The organism is Streptomyces sp. NPDC042259 (genome assembly GCF_055582085.1).
Genome location: NZ_JBVJDW010000003.1, coordinates 106,334 through 125,669 on the forward strand (window position 1 = coordinate 106,334; position 19,336 = coordinate 125,669).

Annotated in this window: 15 protein-coding genes; 6 read left to right on the forward strand and 9 right to left on the reverse strand. The window is 74.1% G+C overall.

Going from position 1 to position 19,336, the window contains the following annotated elements:
* The first annotated feature begins 14 nt into the window (after nucleotides 1–14).
* Together ACZ6MA_RS09550 and ACZ6MA_RS09555 are read left to right on the forward strand one after the other, a co-directional pair.
* Nucleotides 15–1,499, forward strand: coding sequence for a hypothetical protein (locus tag ACZ6MA_RS09550; RefSeq protein WP_469432424.1), 1,485 nt, complete (start codon nucleotides 15–17; stop codon nucleotides 1,497–1,499).
* 54 nt (nucleotides 1,500–1,553) lie between these two features.
* On the forward strand, nucleotides 1,554–1,877 hold the full coding sequence (locus ACZ6MA_RS09555) for a hypothetical protein (protein WP_469432426.1): 324 nt from the start codon (nucleotides 1,554–1,556) through the stop codon (nucleotides 1,875–1,877).
* Between the two features lie 223 nt (nucleotides 1,878–2,100).
* Here ACZ6MA_RS09555 and ACZ6MA_RS09560 read toward each other — a convergent pair whose 3' ends face one another.
* From ACZ6MA_RS09560 to ACZ6MA_RS09600, 9 genes are all read right to left on the reverse strand, one after another.
* A complete protein-coding gene (locus ACZ6MA_RS09560) occupies nucleotides 2,101–3,432 on the reverse strand; it encodes a protein kinase domain-containing protein (protein ID WP_469432427.1) in 1,332 nt (443 codons plus the stop codon).
* Nucleotides 3,432–4,352, reverse strand: a complete 921-nt coding sequence (locus ACZ6MA_RS09565; RefSeq protein ID WP_469432429.1) for a PP2C family serine/threonine-protein phosphatase — start codon at nucleotides 4,350–4,352, stop codon at nucleotides 3,432–3,434. Before ACZ6MA_RS09565 ends, ACZ6MA_RS09560 begins: the two co-directional genes overlap by 1 nt.
* 2 nt (nucleotides 4,353–4,354) lie before the next feature.
* Nucleotides 4,355–5,017 carry a vWA domain-containing protein gene (locus tag ACZ6MA_RS09570; protein WP_469433122.1) on the reverse strand — a complete coding sequence of 221 codons (663 nt, stop codon included), beginning with the start codon at nucleotides 5,015–5,017 and terminating at the stop codon, nucleotides 4,355–4,357.
* A 31-nt stretch (nucleotides 5,018–5,048) separates the two neighbouring features.
* Entirely contained in the window at nucleotides 5,049–5,198 is a 150-nt protein-coding gene (locus tag ACZ6MA_RS09575; RefSeq protein ID WP_469432431.1) for a hypothetical protein, read from the reverse strand.
* Between the two features lie 62 nt (nucleotides 5,199–5,260).
* Nucleotides 5,261–6,841 carry a TRAFAC clade GTPase domain-containing protein gene (locus ACZ6MA_RS09580; RefSeq protein WP_469432433.1) on the reverse strand — a complete coding sequence of 527 codons (1,581 nt, stop codon included), beginning with the start codon at nucleotides 6,839–6,841 and terminating at the stop codon, nucleotides 5,261–5,263.
* Nucleotides 6,838–9,219: a GTPase-associated protein 1-related protein gene (locus ACZ6MA_RS09585; protein ID WP_469432435.1), complete on the reverse strand. Its 2,382-nt coding sequence runs from the start codon at nucleotides 9,217–9,219 to the stop codon at nucleotides 6,838–6,840. Before ACZ6MA_RS09585 ends, ACZ6MA_RS09580 begins: the two co-directional genes overlap by 4 nt.
* Complete coding sequence (locus ACZ6MA_RS09590; protein WP_469432437.1) at nucleotides 9,216–10,442, reverse strand: TRAFAC clade GTPase domain-containing protein; 1,227 nt, start codon at nucleotides 10,440–10,442, stop codon at nucleotides 9,216–9,218. Before ACZ6MA_RS09590 ends, ACZ6MA_RS09585 begins: the two co-directional genes overlap by 4 nt.
* Nucleotide 10,443: 1 nt before the next feature.
* Nucleotides 10,444–12,774: a hypothetical protein gene (locus ACZ6MA_RS09595; RefSeq protein ID WP_469432438.1), complete on the reverse strand. Its 2,331-nt coding sequence runs from the start codon at nucleotides 12,772–12,774 to the stop codon at nucleotides 10,444–10,446.
* Nucleotides 12,775–13,330: 556 nt separating this feature from the next.
* Nucleotides 13,331–13,768 (reverse strand): MarR family winged helix-turn-helix transcriptional regulator, encoded by a 438-nt coding sequence (locus tag ACZ6MA_RS09600; RefSeq protein ID WP_469432440.1) that lies wholly within the window; start codon nucleotides 13,766–13,768, stop codon nucleotides 13,331–13,333.
* Nucleotides 13,769–13,880: 112 nt separating this feature from the next.
* On the opposite strand from ACZ6MA_RS09600, the gene ACZ6MA_RS09605 reads away from it, so the two are divergent.
* The 4 genes from ACZ6MA_RS09605 (at nucleotide 13,881) to ACZ6MA_RS09620 (ending at nucleotide 19,249) form a co-directional block, all read left to right on the forward strand.
* Nucleotides 13,881–14,843, forward strand: coding sequence for a quinone oxidoreductase family protein (locus ACZ6MA_RS09605; RefSeq protein ID WP_469432441.1), 963 nt, complete (start codon nucleotides 13,881–13,883; stop codon nucleotides 14,841–14,843).
* A gap of 187 nt (nucleotides 14,844–15,030) precedes the next feature.
* Nucleotides 15,031–16,854 (forward strand): AMP-dependent synthetase/ligase, encoded by a 1,824-nt coding sequence (locus tag ACZ6MA_RS09610; RefSeq protein ID WP_469432443.1) that lies wholly within the window; start codon nucleotides 15,031–15,033, stop codon nucleotides 16,852–16,854.
* Between the two features lie 118 nt (nucleotides 16,855–16,972).
* Entirely contained in the window at nucleotides 16,973–17,815 is an 843-nt protein-coding gene (locus tag ACZ6MA_RS09615) for an aldo/keto reductase (RefSeq protein ID WP_469432445.1), read from the forward strand.
* A 66-nt stretch (nucleotides 17,816–17,881) separates the two neighbouring features.
* Nucleotides 17,882–19,249, forward strand: a complete 1,368-nt coding sequence (locus ACZ6MA_RS09620; protein WP_469432447.1) for a cryptochrome/photolyase family protein — start codon at nucleotides 17,882–17,884, stop codon at nucleotides 19,247–19,249.
* Nucleotides 19,250–19,336: the final 87 nt, after the last annotated feature.

Consider the following 19,336-nt stretch of genomic DNA (forward strand, 5'->3'; position numbering starts at 1 on the left):
TGGGGGTACGACACATGTCAGTACGGCAGTTGCCGCCGTTACCGCAGTACCGCGTGGACGCGGTGACGCGGCGGATGTGCGCCACGACCCACCTCGACGAGGACTTCACCGACGAGGTGCTGTTCGAGTTCACGGCGGACCGGCTCAAGGCCGTGGGGCTGCCGCTGGGCGTCAATCTCGTCGCCCTCGTACGGCACGCGCTGGCGGCGCGCGGGCGGGCCGTGGCCCGGGACCGCACGCTGTCGCTGCTGCTGGCCGGGGCGGTGGTCTGCGTCGTCGGGACGGTCGTCTCGCTGGGCGAAGGCTCCACAACGGCCGTCGGCGGGTTCCTCCTCGCCCTGCTCGCGGTCCTGGTGACCGCGTGGGTGGTGGCCTGCCGGGCCGCCCTCCAGGCGCGGCGCGCCGCGTTGGAGGTGTACCGGGGCACCGTCGAACCACAGAAGCTGGCACCGCCCGCGCCCCGGGAGACGGAGGACTACCTCAAGGCGCTGCGCCGGGCCAACGTCGTGCCGTACGACACGGAGGCCGAGTCCGCCAATCCCTTCGTCGGCAGCGGCCGGAAGATCAAAGAGGTGGTGTGGGCGCCGATCGACGTGGGGCGTCCGGCCGATTCGCCGACGGGCGGGAAACTGACCATCAAGCCGTTCGACGCCGTCAGTCTCCACACCTATGTGGCGAAGGAGATGGCGAACATCGTCGGTCTGGAGGGGCTGCGCGCCCAGAACCGGCTCTACATACGGGGGTTGAACGTTCCGCATCTCGGGGCGGATCTGCTGCCCGATCCCCTCAAGCGCCCCCTCCCCCGCATTCCGCCGGCGTTGGTGCAGTCCGCCGTGATGCGGTCCGGGGCGGGGATGCGCGCGTATCTGAGCCTGGAGATGGTGGGCGAGGGCGGCAACGTGGTGGTGTCGATGCATCTGCGGGCACGGCTGCTGGACCCACGGCTGTCGTGGGAGGTGGCCGCGTATGTACTGGCCCCGACGGCGCCCCGGTTCCACACGGTGGCGTATCTGCCGCTGGGCGGTTTCGAGCAGTGGTGGGCCGTCGTGCGGCTGCCGTCGTCCAATCCGCTGCGTGCCCTGTGGGGCGCCCCCGGCCGGGCACGACGCCGGCGGGCGGACCGCCACCAGCACGAACGGGCGCTGGAGAAGGTGCGCCGGCAGATCACCAAGTATCACGCCGCCTACGACTACGGGGCGTTGAACAGTCTGCGGGAGCGGGCCTCGGACTGGGACGCCATGGGTCACTCGGAGCGTACGGACGCGCAGGACATCTTCCAGCGGCTTCAGCAGGGGGTGTTGATCGCCACGGAGCGTTTCCTGCGTGACCACAACGTCGACACCGGCGACTTCGACCGTGCCCAGCAGGTCATCACCACGCAGACGTACAACATCTCGGGTGACATCACGGGCCCGAGCAATTTCGGCAACAACGGCCAGATCAACGCGTACGGGCAGCAACAGGGGGCGGGGCAGCAGCAGGGCGGCGCGCACCCCTGAGCGCGCTGACGCCCAGTCGGCGCGCTCACTCAGGCGATCACTCGGAGGGAACCGATGAGTACGTACAACTTCCACGGCGGCGTCTCGGGGCCGGGCAACTACGGGGACAACGGGAAGATCGAGGTGCACTACGGCCAGTCGCCCGCCGACGCCCTGCGGCTGGCGGGCGAGCTGGTACGGCAGCTGCGCGCCGACAACCCGGCGCTGGCCGGTGAGGCGGAGCTGCTGCGGGGCGAGCTGGTACGGGCGGACGAGGAGGGCCGGCCCGCCGACCGGGGGCGGCTGCGGCGGTGGCTGGAGCTGATCTCCACGGGGGCGGCGGCCGGAACGGGTTCCTTGGCCCTGGCGCAGGAGCTGGGGCGCGCGCTGGGCATGTGAGAGCGGTTCTTCGGCTACCGTCCGTCGTTGCCGCCTCTCGCCTGGCCGGCGGCTCTGCGCCTGCGGGCCGTCTTGCCGCCTGCGGCGGCGAGCGCCCTGCGGGCGCGTCCTCAATCGCCGGACGGGCTTGAATCAAGCCCGTCCGGCGATTGAGGACAAAGCACAAGAGCCCGTCCGGCGATTGAGGACACCCGCCGCCGCGCAGCGGTGGTGCCGGCACCGTCTAGTCGGCCCGGACGACGGCCTCCGCCCCCGCGAGGGAAACCGTGAGGCCGGAGCGCAGCGGAAGGGTCTGGCCGGGGGCGACCGTCTGGGAGGTGCCGTCGGAGCGGCGTGCGGTCCACGCCGCGTCCGAGCGGTTCGCCAAGCCGAACTTCCCCGGTTTTTTGGGGTGTTCGACCAGTTCGGCCACCAGCGTGGCGTCGGTGTAGTCGTGCCGGGCCGGCTCGGCCCGCACATGGTGGGCGTGGAGCCGGGCGGCGTGCCCGAGGCGGACGTGCCGTTCGGTGCGTGGTGGTGGCGTGGTGATGACCAGCCGGGGCGGCAGCAGGAGCGTCCGGCCGCAGGACCAGCAGGGGCGGGCGGTGGCCGAGCGGGGCTCGGTCATGTTCTGGCGGCCGCAGGACGCGCAGACGACGATCGTGTCGCGCACCTGGCTGAGGGCGTCCCGCCACTGGGACTCGCGGACCCGCCGGGAGGCGTCCCGCAGGCCCTCGGTGAAGTTCTGGACGAAGAGCTTGCGCAGGGCCGGGGGCACGACGGCCCAGGTGGCGAGGACGGTGCCCTGCTCGGTGGGGTCGGGGGCGTTGCGGCTGTCGTCGGGGTCGAAGATGAACAGCGGGCTCTTGCCGTAGAGCTTGCGTTCGGCCGCCTCGTCCAGGCAGCGGATGGCCAGCTCCGCCTTGCCCTTGAGCGGGTGGTGGTTCATCAGCAGCATGAAGAGCAGGACGGACAGGGAGTGCAGGTCCGTCTGGGTGCCGGGAATGGCCCCGCTGTCGCCGCGAACGAGTTCGGGGGCCATGAACTCCATGGTGCCGGAGATGCCGCTGGCCTCGCCCTCGACCACCGCGTTGTCGTTGTCGCAGACCAGGACGTCGCCGGTGGCCGGGTCGAAGAAGATGTTGCCCCAGGAGATGTCGCGGTAGGCGATGCCCCGGGAGTGCAGGGCCTGGTACGCCTCGACCATGTGCAGCCCGGCGGTGACGAGGGCCCGGGGGGTGGTGCGCAGCCGACGGCGGAAGAGGGCGGGCAGGCCCTGGAAGCGGTCGGGGCGTACGTCCATGAGGTAGCCGAAGGCGTCGCCCCGGCCGGTCACGAACGCCTGGGGCCACAGGAAGCGGTCGTCGTCGAAGTCCCGGCCGACGAGTTCCGTGACGATCTTGCGCTGTTCCGCCGTGGCGCAAGCCGGGTAGTACCACTTGAGTGCCTTCTCGCCCTGATCGGTCGAGACGCGGTAGACCTCGCCCTGGCCGCCGGCGCCCAGCATCCCGGTCACCACGGCTTCGCCGCCGTCGTCGATGGTGAGCCGGGTGCCGTTGTCGAGCATGCCGGACATCAGTTCTCCGTTTCGTGAGGGTGCGGTGCGGGAGCCGTCTCCGGTGCCGGCGGCGGTGGGGGCGGCGGTTCCCGGCGGAGCCGCTCCCGCGGGTCCTCGCCGTCGCCCCCGCCCTCGCCCCCGCCGTCCGTGGGCCGTCGCCAGGCGGCGACCACGGTGGTGTCGTCGCCCGAGTACCCCCCGGCGTGGGCGAGCCAGCCCGGCAGGGCCGCGCGGACCCCGTCGGCCCCCACGGTCTCCAGCCGTTCGTTGAGTTCGCGGACGAATTGGACGAACCCCTCCTGCGCGGCGAAGCTCTTCGACAGCCCGTCCGTGGACAGCGAGACGCAGCGCGGCATCCGGTCGGGATCCGTGACGGGGGCCCAGTGCACCCGCATCAGCTCCCACGCCCGGGGGGCGCAGAGCGACTCCGTCTCGTCCCCGAGTTCCGGCTCGGCCGGGGCGAGCGGCGCGCCGATCGAGCCGTCGGCCTCGACCACCATGAGGTCGCCGTCCCCGAGCTGCCAGGCGGCGAAGAGGCCGGGCACGAGGACGGCGCCCAGCAGCGTCGTGCCGTACGGGCGGAAGGCCGCGCCGTCGTCGGTGCCGTCGTCCAGGGGGTGGTCGCGCAGGTGCCGGCGGACCTCTTCCTGCCAGGCGCGCACGATCTCCCGGGGCAGCCAGTGGCCGGCCGCGTGGCGCAGCCGGCGGAGGTCCTCCGGCATCCGGGCGCGCTCGGCGAACGCCCGGCCGCACCGGGTGAAGACGTCGACGGCGAACCGCGCGCCGAGGTGGCTGCGGGTGTAGGCGGCCGAGCCGTGCCCGTCGGCGACGGCGAGGACGAGGACGTCCTCGGACCGGTCGTCGGCTTCGCACCAGTCCTGGTTGCGGGCCTTGGCGGGGCCCGGTTCGCTGCCCCGCAGGATTTCCCAGTGCGGCATGGTCACCACACGGCGTCGTCATCGTCGTCGTCGAGCGTGGGCGGCGCGTACGCGGGTCCGGGCGCTTTGGTCAGACCACCGGCGACGGGCTGGGAGGCCGCCTTCACGGCCGCGGTGGAGGCCCAGCGGATGGCCGCCGCGAGTTGCTTGGGGCTGTTGGCGTCGAGGACGGGCAGCTCGGGGTTGGCGAGGAATTCCCGCAGGACGTCCCGGTCGGCATCCTGGCCGATGGCGATGGCCACGCGTACGGCCTTCTTGCCCCAGGGTGTCGCGTCGATGGCCTTGAGGCCGGTCCGCCATTCGTCGAGGGGCTGGCCGTCGGAGACCAGGGCCAGCACGGGCTTGAGCGCCCGCTGCGGCATGGGCGGCGTCTCCAGTTCGCGGGCGGCGAGGCTGAGCGCCGCGCCCAGGTTGGTGCCACCGTCGACCTGGACGTCCTGCCAGGTGAAGTCGTCGATGGAGACCGGGTCGGGCGTGTGCCACCGCGCCGTGGAGGAGAAGGTCATGACCCGCACCAGCAGTTGCGCCGACGGGTTGTCGTGTGCCACCGACCGCATCTCCGGGATCGCCTCCCGGATCGCGTAGTTGAGCTGCCCGATCTTCTCCCCGGACATGGAGTACGAGCAGTCGAGTATCCAGATGAAGTGAACCGGGCGGTTCTCCATCGGGCCTCCGGGAATGTCGCTCACGTCGACATCACCCTCCGTTCAGCATGAGCAGGACGATGGCCACGGCCGCGCCACCCACGAGCGCGGCCGCGGCGACGAACAGGCCAAGGACGACGCGGCGTTGCCGTGCCATGTGGGCGGGTACCCCGGTGGATGTCCGGGTGGTGGTGGGTGTCACCTCGGGTGGTCTCCCTCGTCGTTCGGGGACGGCTTCGACCCTAACCGGGTCCGGGGGACGCGTCAGCGTTTTCCCGCCCCAGGGGCATCGGCGACCTCGGCGGTGAGCAACTTCCGTACGGGAAGTCCCGTTTGTGACAGCAGCCAGAGGACCGGCTCGGCGGCCCGGCGCTGTTCGCCGCTCTGGGCGTCCTCCCCCGTGGCGGCGTGGGCGCTGACCGCCCAGTAGCGGGTACGGCCGAAGCTGTGGTCGAGGCCGCGCACCAGATTGCCCAGGCCGACGCTCTCCAGCCAGGAGTCGATGCGCGGGCCGGGTACGGGCAGGGAGACCAGCCGGTCGAGGACGTCCCGCTTGGTGACCACCGTGGCGACGGGGGTGCGCCGGCGCCGGCCGGTCAGTGCCTCCATCTCCCCCGCCAGCCGGTCGTAGGTGGCGGTGGGCCCTTCCGGGGAGGGGCGGGCGGCGACCGCCCGGGGCGCGTCCTCGCCGCCCAGCCGGGTGCGCACACCGGGTTCGGCCAGCGCGTCCACCACCATGACGACCCCGGTGGCGTGCGCGAGGTACTGCTGTTCGCGGACCGTCTTGGCGTCCCGCAGGGTCTCGCCCATCGGGTCGTACAGATACAGCAGCCGGCGCCGGCGTCCGTGGGAGATCCGCATCATGAAGGCCCGTGGCTGGCGTGCGGTGGTGGCGCGGGCCCAGCCGTCGCCGTCCAGCTGCCGGTCGAGGGCGTCGAGTTCCCGGGCGTCCTCGAGGGTGGCGAACTCGACCTTCAGCGAGCCGCGCCGGTCCCACGAGCGCAGCCCGGCGACCATGGCCGCCAGCAGCATCGTCTTGCCCGACGACGTGCCGCCGACGATCGGCACGTGGACGATCCGCGCGGACGCCAGCTTCCGGGGCAGCCGCTCGTCGCAGTGCGGGCAGTGCCCGGCCAGCGCGTCGCGGCCGGCCGGGAGGCTGGTGGCGAGCTTGTGGCCGCACGCGCAGATCCGCCACAGCGCCCCGAAGCGGCCCGGCCGCAGGTGCCGGTGCGCGGCGCCGCAGTCCGGGCAGTGGTAGACCGGCAGGGCGATCGGCCGGTAGCAGCCGGGGTAGGGGCACTTCATGCGGACACCGCGGGCGAGCAGCCCGGCCCGCTCCACGGCCCGTACGGCGAGGGCGGTCGCGGCGAGGGCCGCGCACACCACGGCGATCAGCAGCGCGAACGTCAGCAGGACGACCGCGAACAGCGCGGCGGCGCAGACGGCGGCCAGGGTCGCGCCCACGCCGACGCCCACACCGGTCAGCCACAGGACGCAGCGGGTGAAGCCGTTCACCCCCCGGGGTCCGGACGGGCGGCGGCCGCGCAGCAGATTGGCCGTGATCCGCCCGAACCACTCCTTGCGCAGGGCGTGTTCGGCGGCGTGGGCGCCGCCGCGCGCGGCGGAGGCGCCGTCCTTCCACACCTGCCGGAACCAGTACGAGAAGTAGGCCGGTTCGCCCGCGGTGCCGGGCCGTTCGACGCGCGGGTCCGCGGCGCCGGGCCGCCACGGCCCCAGACCGCGGCCGGTCGCGGCCAGGGCCCGCCACAGGAATTCCGGTGCCGTGCGGAGGAAGACGACGAGGACGCACAGTTGGAGCGGCCCGGTCAGTAAGAAGTTCATCGGCCGTGCTCCTCCTCCGGAGGTTCGATGTCTCCCGGCCCGTAGGCGGGGCCGGGCGCCCGGCCGCCGCGGCCGCGCCAGCGGCCGCCGAGCCGGCCGAGCACACCGGGCCGGTGCCAGTCCTCGAACGCCTCGGCCCAGCCGCCGCCTCGCCGCCGCAGGCTGTACAGGAGGGCGTCGACGTCTTCGGCGGGCATCCGGCGTACCACGGGTTTCAGTACGGAGGCCAGCAGTTCGGTGCGGGTGCGCTCCCACAGCGGGCCGGTCCCGGAGCCGGTGTGCCAGGCGACGAAGCAGGCGGCCGCGTACTGCGGGGAGCGGCGCAGCTTGCCGCCGACGGCGTCGCCGCGGGCCCGCTCGGCGTAGGCGCGCAGCAGGGTCTCGTCGCCGGAGTGGATGAGGGCCCGTAGTTCGCCGGGGGGTGGCCGCTCGGCGAGCAGCCGTTCGGCGAGGGCCGTGCCGAGGCGTTGGTCGATGCCCTTTTCGAGGGGGGCGGCCTGGGGGCGGACGGACAGGGCCCGTTCGGTGAACCCCGGAGGTGCCTCGCCGGTGGTCAGCTCGCCGGCCAGTTCGAGGAGGAGCAGCGCGGCCCGCTGCCGGGGGGTGAGGCGGGTCGCGCAGTGGACGAGCAGGGCCTTGGCGAGGTCGGGTGCCTCCCGGTCGTCGGGGGCGCTGTCCAGGGCGGCCCGGACGAAGGCGTCGTCGAGGCCCGCCGCGCGGTGCCAGGCGGCGGGGAGCTTGGCGAGCAGGATTCCCGCTTCCACGGGGCGCAGGGGGCGGTCGCCCTGGACGAGGTGGAAGGCGGCGCGCAGGACGGACGGTTCGCCCTGGTGCTCGGGGCCGGCGGCCTTCATGAGCGCGTCGAGCAGGGCCGGCCGGTCGGGGCTCGTCCGGCCGTCGGCGGTGAGCACGCCGAATTCGCGGGTCAGCCGCAGGTGGGGGTGGCCGGTGAGGTCCGCGTCGGGCAGTTCGGTGAGGGCGTGGGCGACGCGGCCCGGGTCGCCGGTGGCGGCGTGTTCGTCGAGGGCGTCGAGGACGGTGGTGGTGAGGGCGGTGTGCGGAGTGAGGGCGGTGTGCACGGTCCGGCGGTCCTCGGTGGTGCCGTCCAGCAGGGTGGTGGTGAGGCGTTCGGTGAGCGCGGGCAGGGTGGTGGCGTGGTCCACGCGGAGCGCGTCGGCGAGGCCGAGCAGGGCGAGGAGCGGGCCGAGGGGGCCTTCGGTGTCGGCCGCCGCGCGGTCGAGCGCGGTGTGCAGGTCGCTTTTGAGGGGGGCGGTGGCCGGGTCGTCGGCCAGCCGGGAGAATTCCTCGGTGAGCCCGGCGAGTGCCGTCCATTCCTCGGGGGTGCGGTCCGTTCCCCCGGCGGCGAGGGTGGTCAGCAGTACCGGCCGGCAGGGGTCCTCGGGTGCGGGGTGCGCGCGGGCCGCACGGGCCGCGGCGGTCCGCCCCGCGGCGTCGAGGGCGATGCCCGCGCGGGCCGCGAGGACGGCCAGCCGCCCGGCGTCCGAGCCGGTGTCGCCGCCGGGACGGGCCGCCTCGGCGAAGAGCCCCGGCCGGTCGGCCAGCCAGACTCGGGCGGCGACGGCCGCCCAGGGGTCCGGCTCCCGGCGGGCGGGGCTGGAGTTGCCGCCGGCGCAGTCGTGGACGCGGTAGCGGTGGTCGGCGGCGGCCCCGGCGAGATCGAAGTCGGCGTCGGGCAGGGTGCCGACGATCTGCTGGCGGGCGAGCTGGGGCCGGCGGGTGTAGGTGGTGAAGGTGAGCCGGTCGGCCCGGTCGCGGGGCAGGACGGCGCTGGCCAGGGCGATCCAGTGGGCGGTGTCGGCGCTGTCGCGTTCGACGACGAGGAGTTGGGGGGCGTCGGGGGTGTGCTGGAGGGTTCGTACGTCCGCGAGGAAGGGGGCGAGCCGGTCGGCGCGGGCGCGGCAGAAGCGGATGAGGCCGGCGCGGTCGATCCGCCGGGCGGGGGTCAGGGTGGTGAGCGGGCCGGGGGTGCGTTGTCCGGGGGTGCGGTCGGTCCACGACGGTGACTCCCAGGCCTCGATGGGCAGCAGGCCGCCGGGCAGGGCGCCGTCCTCGGGCAGGCGCACGGCGTGGGCGTGGAAGTTTCCGTAGCGGCCGCTGTAGTCGGTGCCGGTGTAGACGGCCCGGCACAGCAGCCGGCTGCCGTCGGAGAGCGTGTTGTGGCTGAACGCGACGGGGAAGGCGGCGAGTTCGTCGTGGGTCGGGCGGCCGGGGGCGTCGCGCGGGGGTTCGTAGCCCACCAGTTGCTCGATCTCCCCCAGCAGCGCGGCGGGGAGATCGGCGCTGACGGCGGTGAAGCGGAAGCCGGAGCCGTCCGGGCCGGGGGCGGCGGAGGTGTAGTGCAGCTGCGGCAGGTTCACGCGGCTCCCTTCTTCGCCTTGCGTACGGGCAGCAGACCGCGGCGGGCCAGCAGCCACAGCAGGGGGTCTTCCACGCGGGTCGGCTGGGGGCCCGATCTGGGGGCGTCGGCGGGGGCGTCGGCCGGGGGCGGGGCGCCGAGCGCGGAGAGGCCGAACAGGGCGACGTCGGAGAAGTCGCTGTCGAGTTGCCGGCACAGCGCCCCGCCGTCCCAGCCCTCCAGCAGCGACCGCACCTCTTCGTGGACGACGGGGCGCTCGGCCTCGTCCAGGGCGCCGCCGTGGTGCGGGGCGTTGTGGTGCAGCGGGGAGTGGGGGGAGAGCAGCGGGCGCAGCGTGTCCGTTTTGGTGAGCGCCACGGCGATGGGGGTGGAGAGGCGGCCGCGGGAGCCGGCGCGGCCGTGGCCGCGCAGCTGGGCGGCCACGTCGGCGGCGATCTGCTGGGGCGCGGTCTCGACCGACGGCAGGGGCGGCCCGCCGGTGCCGCCCAGCTCTTCCCTGACCGGTGCCATCTGCAGGGGGTCGACCAGCAGGATGATGCCGTCGGCGGCGGCGAGGTAGGCGGTGTAGCGGTCCATGGCCTCGGCGTTGCGCAGGTCCTCTCCGGCGGCGTCGAAGAAGACGAGGGCGGTGTGCCGGCTGCCTTCGCCGAACCGGCCCCGGTGGGGCAGGCTCAGCCGGTACAGCAGCGGGTCGTTGAAGCCCAGGGCGGCGGGCCGGGTGGCTTCGGGGAGCTGGAGGCGTTCGTAGAGTTCGGCGGCCATGTCCCGGTCGCGGCGCTGGGTGTCGCTTCCCATCGCGGCCAGCGAGGCCCGGTAGGCGCCGCCGACGCGGTGTCTGAGTTCGTTGACGAGCACGGCGACATACGTGCTCTTCCCGGTGGCCTTGGCGCCCACCAGGGCGATGATGCGGCTGTCCTGGTCGCAGTAGTCGCTGGGCAGGTCGCTGTGGCACTGCCGGCAGACCCGTACGGGGGTGGCGACGCCGCAGCCCGGGCAGGCGGCGCGCTTGCCGCCGACACGGAAGGCACGCGGCGGGTCGAAGACGGGGCCGCGCATGCGGGCCTGCGGGGGGACGGAGGAGCCTTTGAACTGGGCCCAGACGTCGTCCCGTTCGGGGTCGCACTTGGTGCCGCCGCGGATGCCGGAGGGGGACATCAGGCAGCGGTAGCGGAGGCGGCCGGACTGGCCGCGGGCGAAGCAATAAGGACAGATGACGGTCGTCATGTCAGCGCACCACCAGGTCGTTGTGCGGGGGTTCTTCGAGTCGGACGGTGTCGGCGTGCGGCCCGGTCAGGAAGGCTCGCAGAGTATAGGGGCGGCGGACCCCCGCGTCGGCCACGGCGGCGTCGATGTCGCGCCGCACGGTCCCGGCCCGCAACTCCGCACCGGTCAGGCGCAGTACGGGTATGCCGTCGCCTACCGTGCGGGGCGGGGCGGGTGCCCGCCGGGGGGTGTCCGCCGGGCGGGCGACGAGGACGAACCCGGGGAGTTCCGGGGGTTCTTCGCGGGTGTCGCCGGACGGTTCGGCGGTGGCGGCCCGTACGGTGACGCGACGGCGCCGGCCGGCGAGGAGGCCGAGGCGGTCGAGCGCGTAGCTGACGGCCACGTCGGCGGGGAGGGCGGTCTCGGCGGCGGCGGGCGGCAGGACGACGTCCGCGTCGGCGGTGGCGAGGGGTTCGACGCGGAAGCGGGCGGGCGCGCGGGTGATGTCGAGGTGCAGGCCCTCGCGGAGGTAGGTGCTCCGGGTCAGCCGCCGCTCGTGCGCCCGGCCGGTCTGCCACCACTGGACGCGGACGCGGTCGGTGGCGCGCGGCCAGTCGAAGGTCAGCCGGACGCGGGTGGGTTCGACGCGGCGGGCGGTGAGGCCGGGTATGCCCTCGGGTACCTCGACGCGCACACCGGGGCCCGCGACGGCCCGGTCTCCGAGGACCGTGACGGCGGTGACGCGGGTGGCAAGGCCGGTGGGCGGGCGGTAGTCGGCGCCGCCGGCCCGGGGTGCCCCGCAGGGGAGCCAGTCCAGCTCGGGCGGCAGGTCGGCGGCGGGGGTGGCCAGGTCCGTACCGGGGGTGGGCGGCGGTCCGGGCCAGTCGAGGAGCCGCACCCGGCCACGGGTGCCGCCGGTCCAGTCGACGCTGACGACGCCGGGGGCCGTGCCCGGTTTCACGGTCAGGGCGGTCACGGGGTCGGGCCAGGGGTGGACGGTGCGGTGGGCGGCGACGCCTTCGGAACGGGCCTCGCGGCCCGCGGCCGTGCGGTAGACGCATTGGATCAGGTAGTGGTGTTCGCCGGGCGGCAGTCCCTCGTCGGTGAACCCGTGTGGGCCGATGGGCACGTCCGTGGCCGCGGGGCCCGGGCCGGTCCGTACGGCGGTGACCCGGTGGGCGCCCGGCGGGGTCCGCCACCGGGCGTCGACGCGGCCGCGGCCGTCGGTCAGCGTGACGTCCCACACCTCGTGGGCGACGAGGACCTCGGCGCCCACGAGCGGTCTTCCCGCGACCCGGCCGCCGTCGAGCGGGAGGGCGGCGTAACGGACGCGCTCGCCGAGCGGCGCGGCCGGATCGACGGTGTCACCGTCATCGGCTCCGCCGGTGACGGGCACGGGGGCGGGGCCCACCTCCGTCCACTCGTCGCTCCCCGCCACGCCGCGCAGGAGCCGCCAGGTGCGGCCGGCCGGGCCCGCGGGCCATCGCAGCCGTACGCCGTCCCGGCGGACCTCGGTGCGCAGACCGGTGGGCGGGCAGGTGCGCAGGAGGCCGTGGAGGGCGTCGGTGTCGTCCTCGGCGGTGCGCAGGGCGTACAGGTAGTGGTCGGCCGCCGACTCCGTGGCCGAACGGCGTTCCAGGGCGCGGGCCTCCCCGAGCAGGGCGTCGGTGCGGCGGGCCCGGGACGCGATGCGGGTGACGAGGTGGGCGAGGCGTTGGTCGCCCGCCGGGGCGGGTGCCGCGGCGGGCAACCGCCGGGTGAGGGCGTGGGCCCGCCGGGTGTGCCCGGCACCCCAGACGTCGATCAGGGTCTCGGCCGCCGCGCGGGCGGCGGCCCCGGGCCGCGCCGCGCGGCGGGCGGCGTGGGCGAGGGCCGCGGCTTCCGCGGGGTGCACGCCCAGGGCCGTCGCCGCCTCGGGGCTCGGTCCGCGCGGGGCGTCGCGCAACAGCTGGAGGAGCTGGTACAGGACGACACGGCGCAGTCCCATGGGGTGTTCGGCGAGGGCGGCGTCGTAGCGGGCGAAGAGGGACCGCAGCTCCTGCGGGGCGCCCGCGCGCAGCCGCGCGTCGCGGATCTCGGCCAGGAGGGCGCGGTCGACGTGCCGGTGCCGGCCGCCGCGGCCGGGGACGCGCAGCCCGTCCAGGATCAGGAAGTGCGCATCGGGGGGCAGGAGCGCGTCGGCGGCGTGGCGGAGGCCCGCCGCCCGTTCGACGGCGCGGAGTTCGCTCCAGCGGGGCACGAGCGGGGAGAGCGGCATGTCCGGCAGGGCTTGTGGCAGCCCGAGGAGATCCCCGAAGTCCCGACCCATGTCTCTCTCGCCCCCGTGCGCGGCCCGTTCCGTGCGCAGTGACATCCCACCAGATGCGAGGGGTTCTCGTCCGCGCTTTCGAGGAATGGGCCGAGCGCTTGGCTCCGCCTGCCGCTGCGCCGGACGGACTGCTGTGCTCTGTCCTCAATCGCCGGACGGGCTGGGGTGGGCCGCTGCGGGCCCTTCGCTCCGCACCACCGCTGTGTGGTCGTTGTCCTCAATCGCCGGACGGGCTCGGGTGGGCCGCTGCGGGCCCTTGGCCTCGCACCACCGCTGCGCGGCGGTGTCCTCAATCGCCGGACGGGCTGGATTTGGCTGGCCCCGTCCCCATCAGCCGGTCCGAATTGGATTGGCTGAGGCCATCTCCATCAGCCGGTCCGGGCTGTTTGGCTGGGCCCGTTCCGATCAGCCCGTTCGGGCTGGTTTGCTGAGGGGCCATTTCCATCAGCCCACTCGGGCTGGTTCGGCTGGGCCCAGCCATATCCAGCCCGTCCGGCGATTGAGGACGCGCCCGCAGGGCGCTCGCCGCCGCAGGCGGCACCACCGGCCCGCAGCCGAAGAACCGCCGGCCAGGCGAAAGGCGGCCAAAACCGGCCCGTGTTCACCCCTCGGCCACCCGCCTCAGCAGGGCCAAGAACCGCTCCCGCTCCGCAGGATCCAGCGCCGCGAGCAACGTCTCGTTCGCCTCGTCGACCAGCTTCGCGAGCAGCGCAAGGCGGCGGCGGCCCTCGGGGGTGATGGTGATGGCGTTCTTGCGGCGGTCGCCGGGATCCGGGGTGCGGGTGACGAGCGCTTCGGCCTGGAGGTCGTTGAGGATGCCGACCATGTCCTTGGGGTCGAACCCGGTGGTGCGGCCGAGTTCGGCCTGGGCGACCGGGCCGAGTTCCGCGACGGCGGACAGTACCGCGTGATGCGGCATCCGCATGCCCTCATGGGCCAGCGCCTCGCTCACGAGGCGGCGGCCGCGCGCGGAGGCGCGGCCCAGCAGCCAGCTGGGCAGGGAGCGGATCCGGGTGAGGGCGGGCTCGTTCTCCGTCATGGCGGCAGCCTATCCAGAAAACGTTGGCCTCCCCCACGAATAATCGTTGGACTCTCCCATGAATTGGGCTACCGTTGGGACCACCAACGACATCGGTGAAGTGGGGGAACGCATGCGTCGCGTCCGGTATCACGAGAACGGCGGCCCGGAGGTACTGCGCGTCGAGGAGACCGACGTACCGCGCCCGGGCCCCGGCGAACTGCTGCTGCGCACCGAGGCGATCGGCGTCACCCTGCCGGTGGTCCGCAAGGTGCGCGACGGCGGCCTGCCGCTGCCCGCGAGCCTGGGCGGCGAGGTCGCCGGGGAGATCGTCGCCGTCGGCCCGGAGGTGACGGGGTTCGCGGTCGGCGAGCGCGTCACGGGCCTGTGTTTCGGTGACGGCTACGCCGACTACTCCCTCCTGCACACGGCCATGGCCTCCCCCGTCCCCCCGGGCGCGAGCGCCACCGACGCGGTCGCGCTCGTCCGCTGCGGGCTCGTCGCCCTCGGCGCCTACGAGGCCGCCCGGCCCGTCGAGGGCGAATCGGTGCTGGTGACGGCGGCCGCGAGCGGTGCCGGTCAGCTCGCCGTACAGCTCGCCCGGACACGTGGCGCCGGCCGCGTCGTGGCCGCCGTCGGTTCGGCCGCCAAGGCGGACTTCGTACGGTCGCTGGGGGCGGACGAGGTCGTGACCTACGACGAACTCCCCGCACGCGGCGCGGCCGGGGCGGCCACCGCCCCCTTCGCGCCCGTGGACATCGTGCTGGACGCGGTCGGCGGCGAGCTGCTCTCCCCCGCCGTCGCCTCGCTCGCCCCCGGCGGCCGGCTGGTGGCGTACGGCTCCGGCGGCGGGACCGTCGAGGCGTACGACCTGCTGGTGGGCGCCAAGTCCGCCATCGGCTTCCAGATGGCGCTCATCGCCCGCCACCGTCCCGCGCTGATGGAGCGGTGGCGGCAGGAGCTGTGGGAGCTGTTCACCGCCGGACGGCTGCGACCGCGCGTCCACATCGAACTGCCGCTGGAGGAGGCGGCCACGGCACACACGATCATCGAGTCCCGTGCCAACCAGGGCAAGGTGGTCCTGCGGCCCTTCTAGAACGCGTCCGGGCTCACGACGGTGGGGAGAGCCCCTGTACCGCGCGCGGAGCGCCGGTGCGCCCGGCGCGGAGATTCCGTGCGGATCCGGGCGGGCTCCGGGCATCACGCGGTAGGAAAGGGGTTCGGGCCGGTACCCGACCGGGTACGGTCACGGCGCTGTGCGGAGCGTCACAAGGAGCGAGCAGTTGCGCGAGTTCACCGTCCCACCGCTGGCGACGGCGCCCCACGTCGGAGGACTGGCGGACGTCGTGTTCGCCCACGCCGAGGAGGACCCCGAGCGGGTCGCCCTCGGCCGCAGCACGGACGGACGGTGGCACGACGTGACCGCGGCCGTCTTCCGCGACGAGGTCATGGCGCTGGCGAAGGGGCTGCTGGCGCGGGGCGTCCGGTTCGGCGACCGGGTCGCCATCATGTCCCGTACCCGCTACGAGTGGACGCTCTTCGACTTCGCGCTGTGGACGATCGGCGCCCAGCCCGTCCCGTTGTACGCCACCTCCTCCGCCGAGCAGGTCTTCTGGATGCTGCACGACGCGGGCGTCACCGCCTGCGTCGTCGAGCACGAGGACCACGCGATGACCGTCGGCTCGGTCGTCGACCGGCTTCCGCACCTCACCCGGCTGTGGCAGGTGGACGCGGGGGCCGTGGAGGAGCTGGGCGCGGCCGGGGAGCGGATCGACGACGAGATGGTCCACCGTCACCGCATGGCCCTCACCCCCGCGACGCCGGCGACGGTCATCTACACCTCGGGCACCACCGGGCGGCCGAAGGGCTGTGTCCTGACCCACGCCAATTTCATGGCCGAGGCCGACAACATCGTCCGGCGCTACGAGGGGGTCTTCCACTCCCGGCCGGGCGACGAGGCGGCCACCCTGCTGTTCCTGCCGCTCGCCCATGTCTTCGGGCGGATGGTGCAGGTCGCGGCGGTCCGCGGCCGGGTCAAGCTGGGCCACCAGCCGCAGGCGACGGCCGCCGCGCTGCTGCCCGATCTGCGGGCCTTCCGCCCCACGTTCGTCCTCGCCGTCCCCTCCGTCTTCGAGAACGTCTTCGCCGCCGCCCGGCGGGCCGCGGAGAAGGACGGCAAGGCCGGGCCGTTCGACAAGGCCGTCGATGTGGCGGTGCGGTACGCGCAGGCGCTGGAGCACAAGGCGTTCGGCACCGGGCCGGGCCCGTCCGCCGGGCTGCGCGTGCAGCATCAGCTCTACGACCGGCTCGTCTACGCCAAGGTGCGCGACACGCTGGGCGGCCGGGTGCGGCACGCCATGTCGGGCGGCTCCGCGATGGAGCGCCGTTTGGGGCTGTTCTTCGCTGGCGCGGGCATCACGGTCTTCGAGGGGTACGGGCTGACCGAGACGACCGGGGCCGCGACCGCCAACCCGCCCGAGCGGACCCGGTTCGGGACGGTGGGCGTGCCCGTGCCGGGGACGACCGTGCACATCGCGGAGGACGGGGAGATCTGGCTGCGCGGCGGGCAGGTCTTCACCGGCTACCTCGGTGACCGCAGGGCCACCGACGCCGTACTGCGCGGCGGCTGGCTCGCCACCGGCGACGTGGGCGAGCTGGACGCGGACGGCTATCTGACGATCACCGGGCGGAAGAAGGAGATCCTGGTGACGTCCAGTGGGCGCAGCGTGTCGCCGCTCCCGCTGGAGGAGCGGGTGCGATCGCATCCGCTGGTCGACCGGTGCGTGGTCGTCGGCAACGACCGGCCCTATCTGGCCGCTCTCGTCACCCTCGATCCGGACGCGGTGGCGCACTGGCTGGCCATCCGCGGGAAGCCGGTGTCGCCGCCGGGCGACCTGGTGCGCGACCCGGAACTGGAGGCCGAGGTCCGGCGGGCGGTGGTGGCCGCCAACACCCTGGTCTCGCAGTCCGAGTCGATCCGGGCGTTCCGGATACTGGGCGCCCGGTTCACCGAGGAACGCGGGCTGCTGACCCCCTCGCTGAAGCTCAAGCGGAGGGCCATCGAGAAGGCCTACGCCCGGGAGGTGGAGGCGCTGTACCGCGCCTGAGAGAGCGCCTGAGGGGATGCTCAGGGACGGGCAAATGAGATGGGTGTAATGGGAATGCGATCGGGCAGGTGCCGGTTGACCATGAGGTAAGCACCCCCGACGTAAGGATCGATTGCTCGTGAGCAAGGTCCCTTCCATCACCCTCAACAACGGCGTCGAGATGCCCCAGCTGGGCTTCGGCGTGTGGCAGGTACCGGACGACGAGGCCACGGCCGCCGTCTCCGAGGCCCTGGCCGCCGGCTACCGCAGCATCGACACCGCCGCGATCTACGAGAACGAGGTGGGTACGGGAAAGGCACTCGCCGCCTCGGGCATCGCCCGTGACGAGCTGTTCGTCACCACCAAGCTGTGGAACAGCGCGTCCGAGACGTGGACGCGCGAGAGCGTGCTGCGCGAGTTCGACGCCTCTCTGGAGAAGCTCGGACTGGACTATGTGGACCTTTACCTCATCCACTGGCCCCGGGCCGTGCGCGACGACTACCTGACCATCGTGCGCACCTTCGCGGAGATCGCCGAGAGCGGGCGCGCAAAGGCCGTCGGCGTGTCGAACTTCCAGCCCGCGCACCTGGAGCGGGTGATCGCCGAGACGTCCCTCGTCCCCGCGGTCAACCAGATCGAGCTGCACCCCAACTTCCAGCAGGCACAGCTGCGGGCCCTGCACGCGCGGCACGGCATCGCCACCGAGGCCTGGTCGCCGCTGGGCCAGGGCAAGGACCTCCTCGACGACCCGACCATCGGCCGGATCGCCGCCAAGCACGGCAAGACCGCCGCGCAGGTCGTGCTGCGCTGGCACCTCCAGCTCGGCAACGTGGTCATTCCCAAGTCGGTGACCCCGTCGCGGATCGCGGAGAACTTCGACGTCTTCGGCTTCGAGCTGGACGACGAGGACCTCACCGCGATCGCCGGGCTCGACAACGGCACGCGCCTCGGCCCGGACCCGGACGAGTTCGACTTCAGCTGAGCGAGAGTGGTGACGGCGCCGCGCGCCCTGCCGGACGGCGGGGCGCGCGGCGCCCACAATCGGGGGATGGACGCATCCATCGCCCTGTTCACCTCGGACCTGCGGCTGCGGGACAACCCCGTGCTCGCCGGCGCGCTGCGCGCGGCCCGCGAGGTGGTGCCGTTGTTCGTCGTCGACACCGGGGTGGCGGCCGCGGGTTTCGCCGTGCCCAACCGGGCCGCCTTCCTGGCGGACTGCCTCGCCGACCTCGACGGGGCACTGCGCGAGCGCGGCGGCCGGCTGGTGGTCCGCCGGGGTGACGTGGTCGAGGAGACCTGCCGGGTGGCCGCGGAGACGGGCGCCGGGGAAGTGCATCTCGCGGGTGGCGTCAGTGGCTTCGCCCTGCACCGCGAGGAGCGGCTGCGGGCCGCGCTGACGGCGGACGGGCGCCGGCTGCGGGTGCACGACGCGGTGGTCACGGCGGTGCCGCCGGGCGCGGTGCTGCCGACGGACCGGGATCACTACGCGGTCTTCACCCCCTACTTCCGGCGCTGGTCGGCCGAGGCGCTGCGGCCCGTGGTCGCCGCGCCGCGCCGGGTCCCGGTGCCCGAGGTGCGCTCGGAGCCCCTGCCGCGGGCCGCTTCCCTCGCCCCGGGCGAGCCGTCCCCGGCACTGCCGGAGGGCGGTGAGCGGGCGGGACGCCGCCGCTTCGACGCGTGGCGGCGTGCCGGTCTGGCGGCCTACGCCGACCGGCACGACGACCTGCCCGGGGACGCGACCTCCCGGCTCTCCCCCTATCTGCACTTCGGCTGTCTGTCACCGGTCGAGCTGGTCACCCGGATCCGGCAGACGGACGGCGAGGGCGCCGACGCGTTCGTGCGCCAGCTGGCGTGGCGGGACTTCCACCACCAGTTGCTCGCGGCCCGCCCGGGCGCCGCCCGGCACGACTACCGCACCCGGCACGACCACTGGCGCACGGACCCCGAGGAGCTGGCCGCGTGGCGGGAGGGCCGTACGGGGTACCCGGTGGTCGACGCGGCGATGCGGCAGCTCGCGCACGAGGGCTGGATGCACAACCGGGCCCGGATGCTGGCGGCGAGTTTCCTCACCAAGACGCTGTACCACGACTGGCGGGCGGGGGCCCGGCACTTCCTGGACCTGCTGGTGGACGGCGACATCGCGAACAACCAGCTGAACTGGCAGTGGGTGGCGGGCACCGGCAGCGACACCCGCCCCAACCGGGTCCTCAGCCCCCTGGCCCAGGCGAAACGGTTCGACCCGGCGGGTGAGTACGTACGGCGCTGGGTGCCGGAACTGGCGGAGCTGCGGGGCCCCGCCGTCCACCACCCCTGGCGCCTGCCGGCCGCGGAACGGGCCCGCTTCGCCTACCCCGACCCCATCGTCGACCTCACAGACGCCCTGACCCGCTTCCGCCGGGCCCGTGGCCTGGATTGACCCACCGCTGCGCGGCGGCCGTCCTCAATCGCCGGACGGGCTGCTGTGCTGTGTCCTCAATCGCCGGACGGGCTGGTTGTGGCTGGG

Excerpts from the sequence above, each read along its gene's own strand:
- ACZ6MA_RS09550 (WP_469432424.1), top strand. The coding sequence starts at position 15 with ATGTCAGTACGGCAGTTGCCGCCGTTACCGCAGTACCGCGTGGACGCG.
- ACZ6MA_RS09555 (WP_469432426.1), top strand. The coding sequence starts at position 1,554 with ATGAGTACGTACAACTTCCACGGCGGCGTCTCGGGGCCGGGCAACTAC.
- ACZ6MA_RS09560 (WP_469432427.1), bottom strand. The coding sequence starts at position 3,432 with ATGTCCGGCATGCTCGACAACGGCACCCGGCTCACCATCGACGACGGC.
- ACZ6MA_RS09565 (WP_469432429.1), bottom strand. The coding sequence starts at position 4,352 with ATGCCGCACTGGGAAATCCTGCGGGGCAGCGAACCGGGCCCCGCCAAG.
- ACZ6MA_RS09570 (WP_469433122.1), bottom strand. The coding sequence starts at position 5,017 with ATGGAGAACCGCCCGGTTCACTTCATCTGGATACTCGACTGCTCGTAC.
- ACZ6MA_RS09580 (WP_469432433.1), bottom strand. The coding sequence starts at position 6,841 with ATGAACTTCTTACTGACCGGGCCGCTCCAACTGTGCGTCCTCGTCGTC.
- ACZ6MA_RS09590 (WP_469432437.1), bottom strand. The coding sequence starts at position 10,442 with ATGACGACCGTCATCTGTCCTTATTGCTTCGCCCGCGGCCAGTCCGGC.
- ACZ6MA_RS09595 (WP_469432438.1), bottom strand. The coding sequence starts at position 12,774 with ATGTCACTGCGCACGGAACGGGCCGCGCACGGGGGCGAGAGAGACATG.
- ACZ6MA_RS09600 (WP_469432440.1), bottom strand. The coding sequence starts at position 13,768 with ATGACGGAGAACGAGCCCGCCCTCACCCGGATCCGCTCCCTGCCCAGC.
- ACZ6MA_RS09605 (WP_469432441.1), top strand. The coding sequence starts at position 13,881 with ATGCGTCGCGTCCGGTATCACGAGAACGGCGGCCCGGAGGTACTGCGC.
- ACZ6MA_RS09620 (WP_469432447.1), top strand. The coding sequence starts at position 17,882 with ATGGACGCATCCATCGCCCTGTTCACCTCGGACCTGCGGCTGCGGGAC.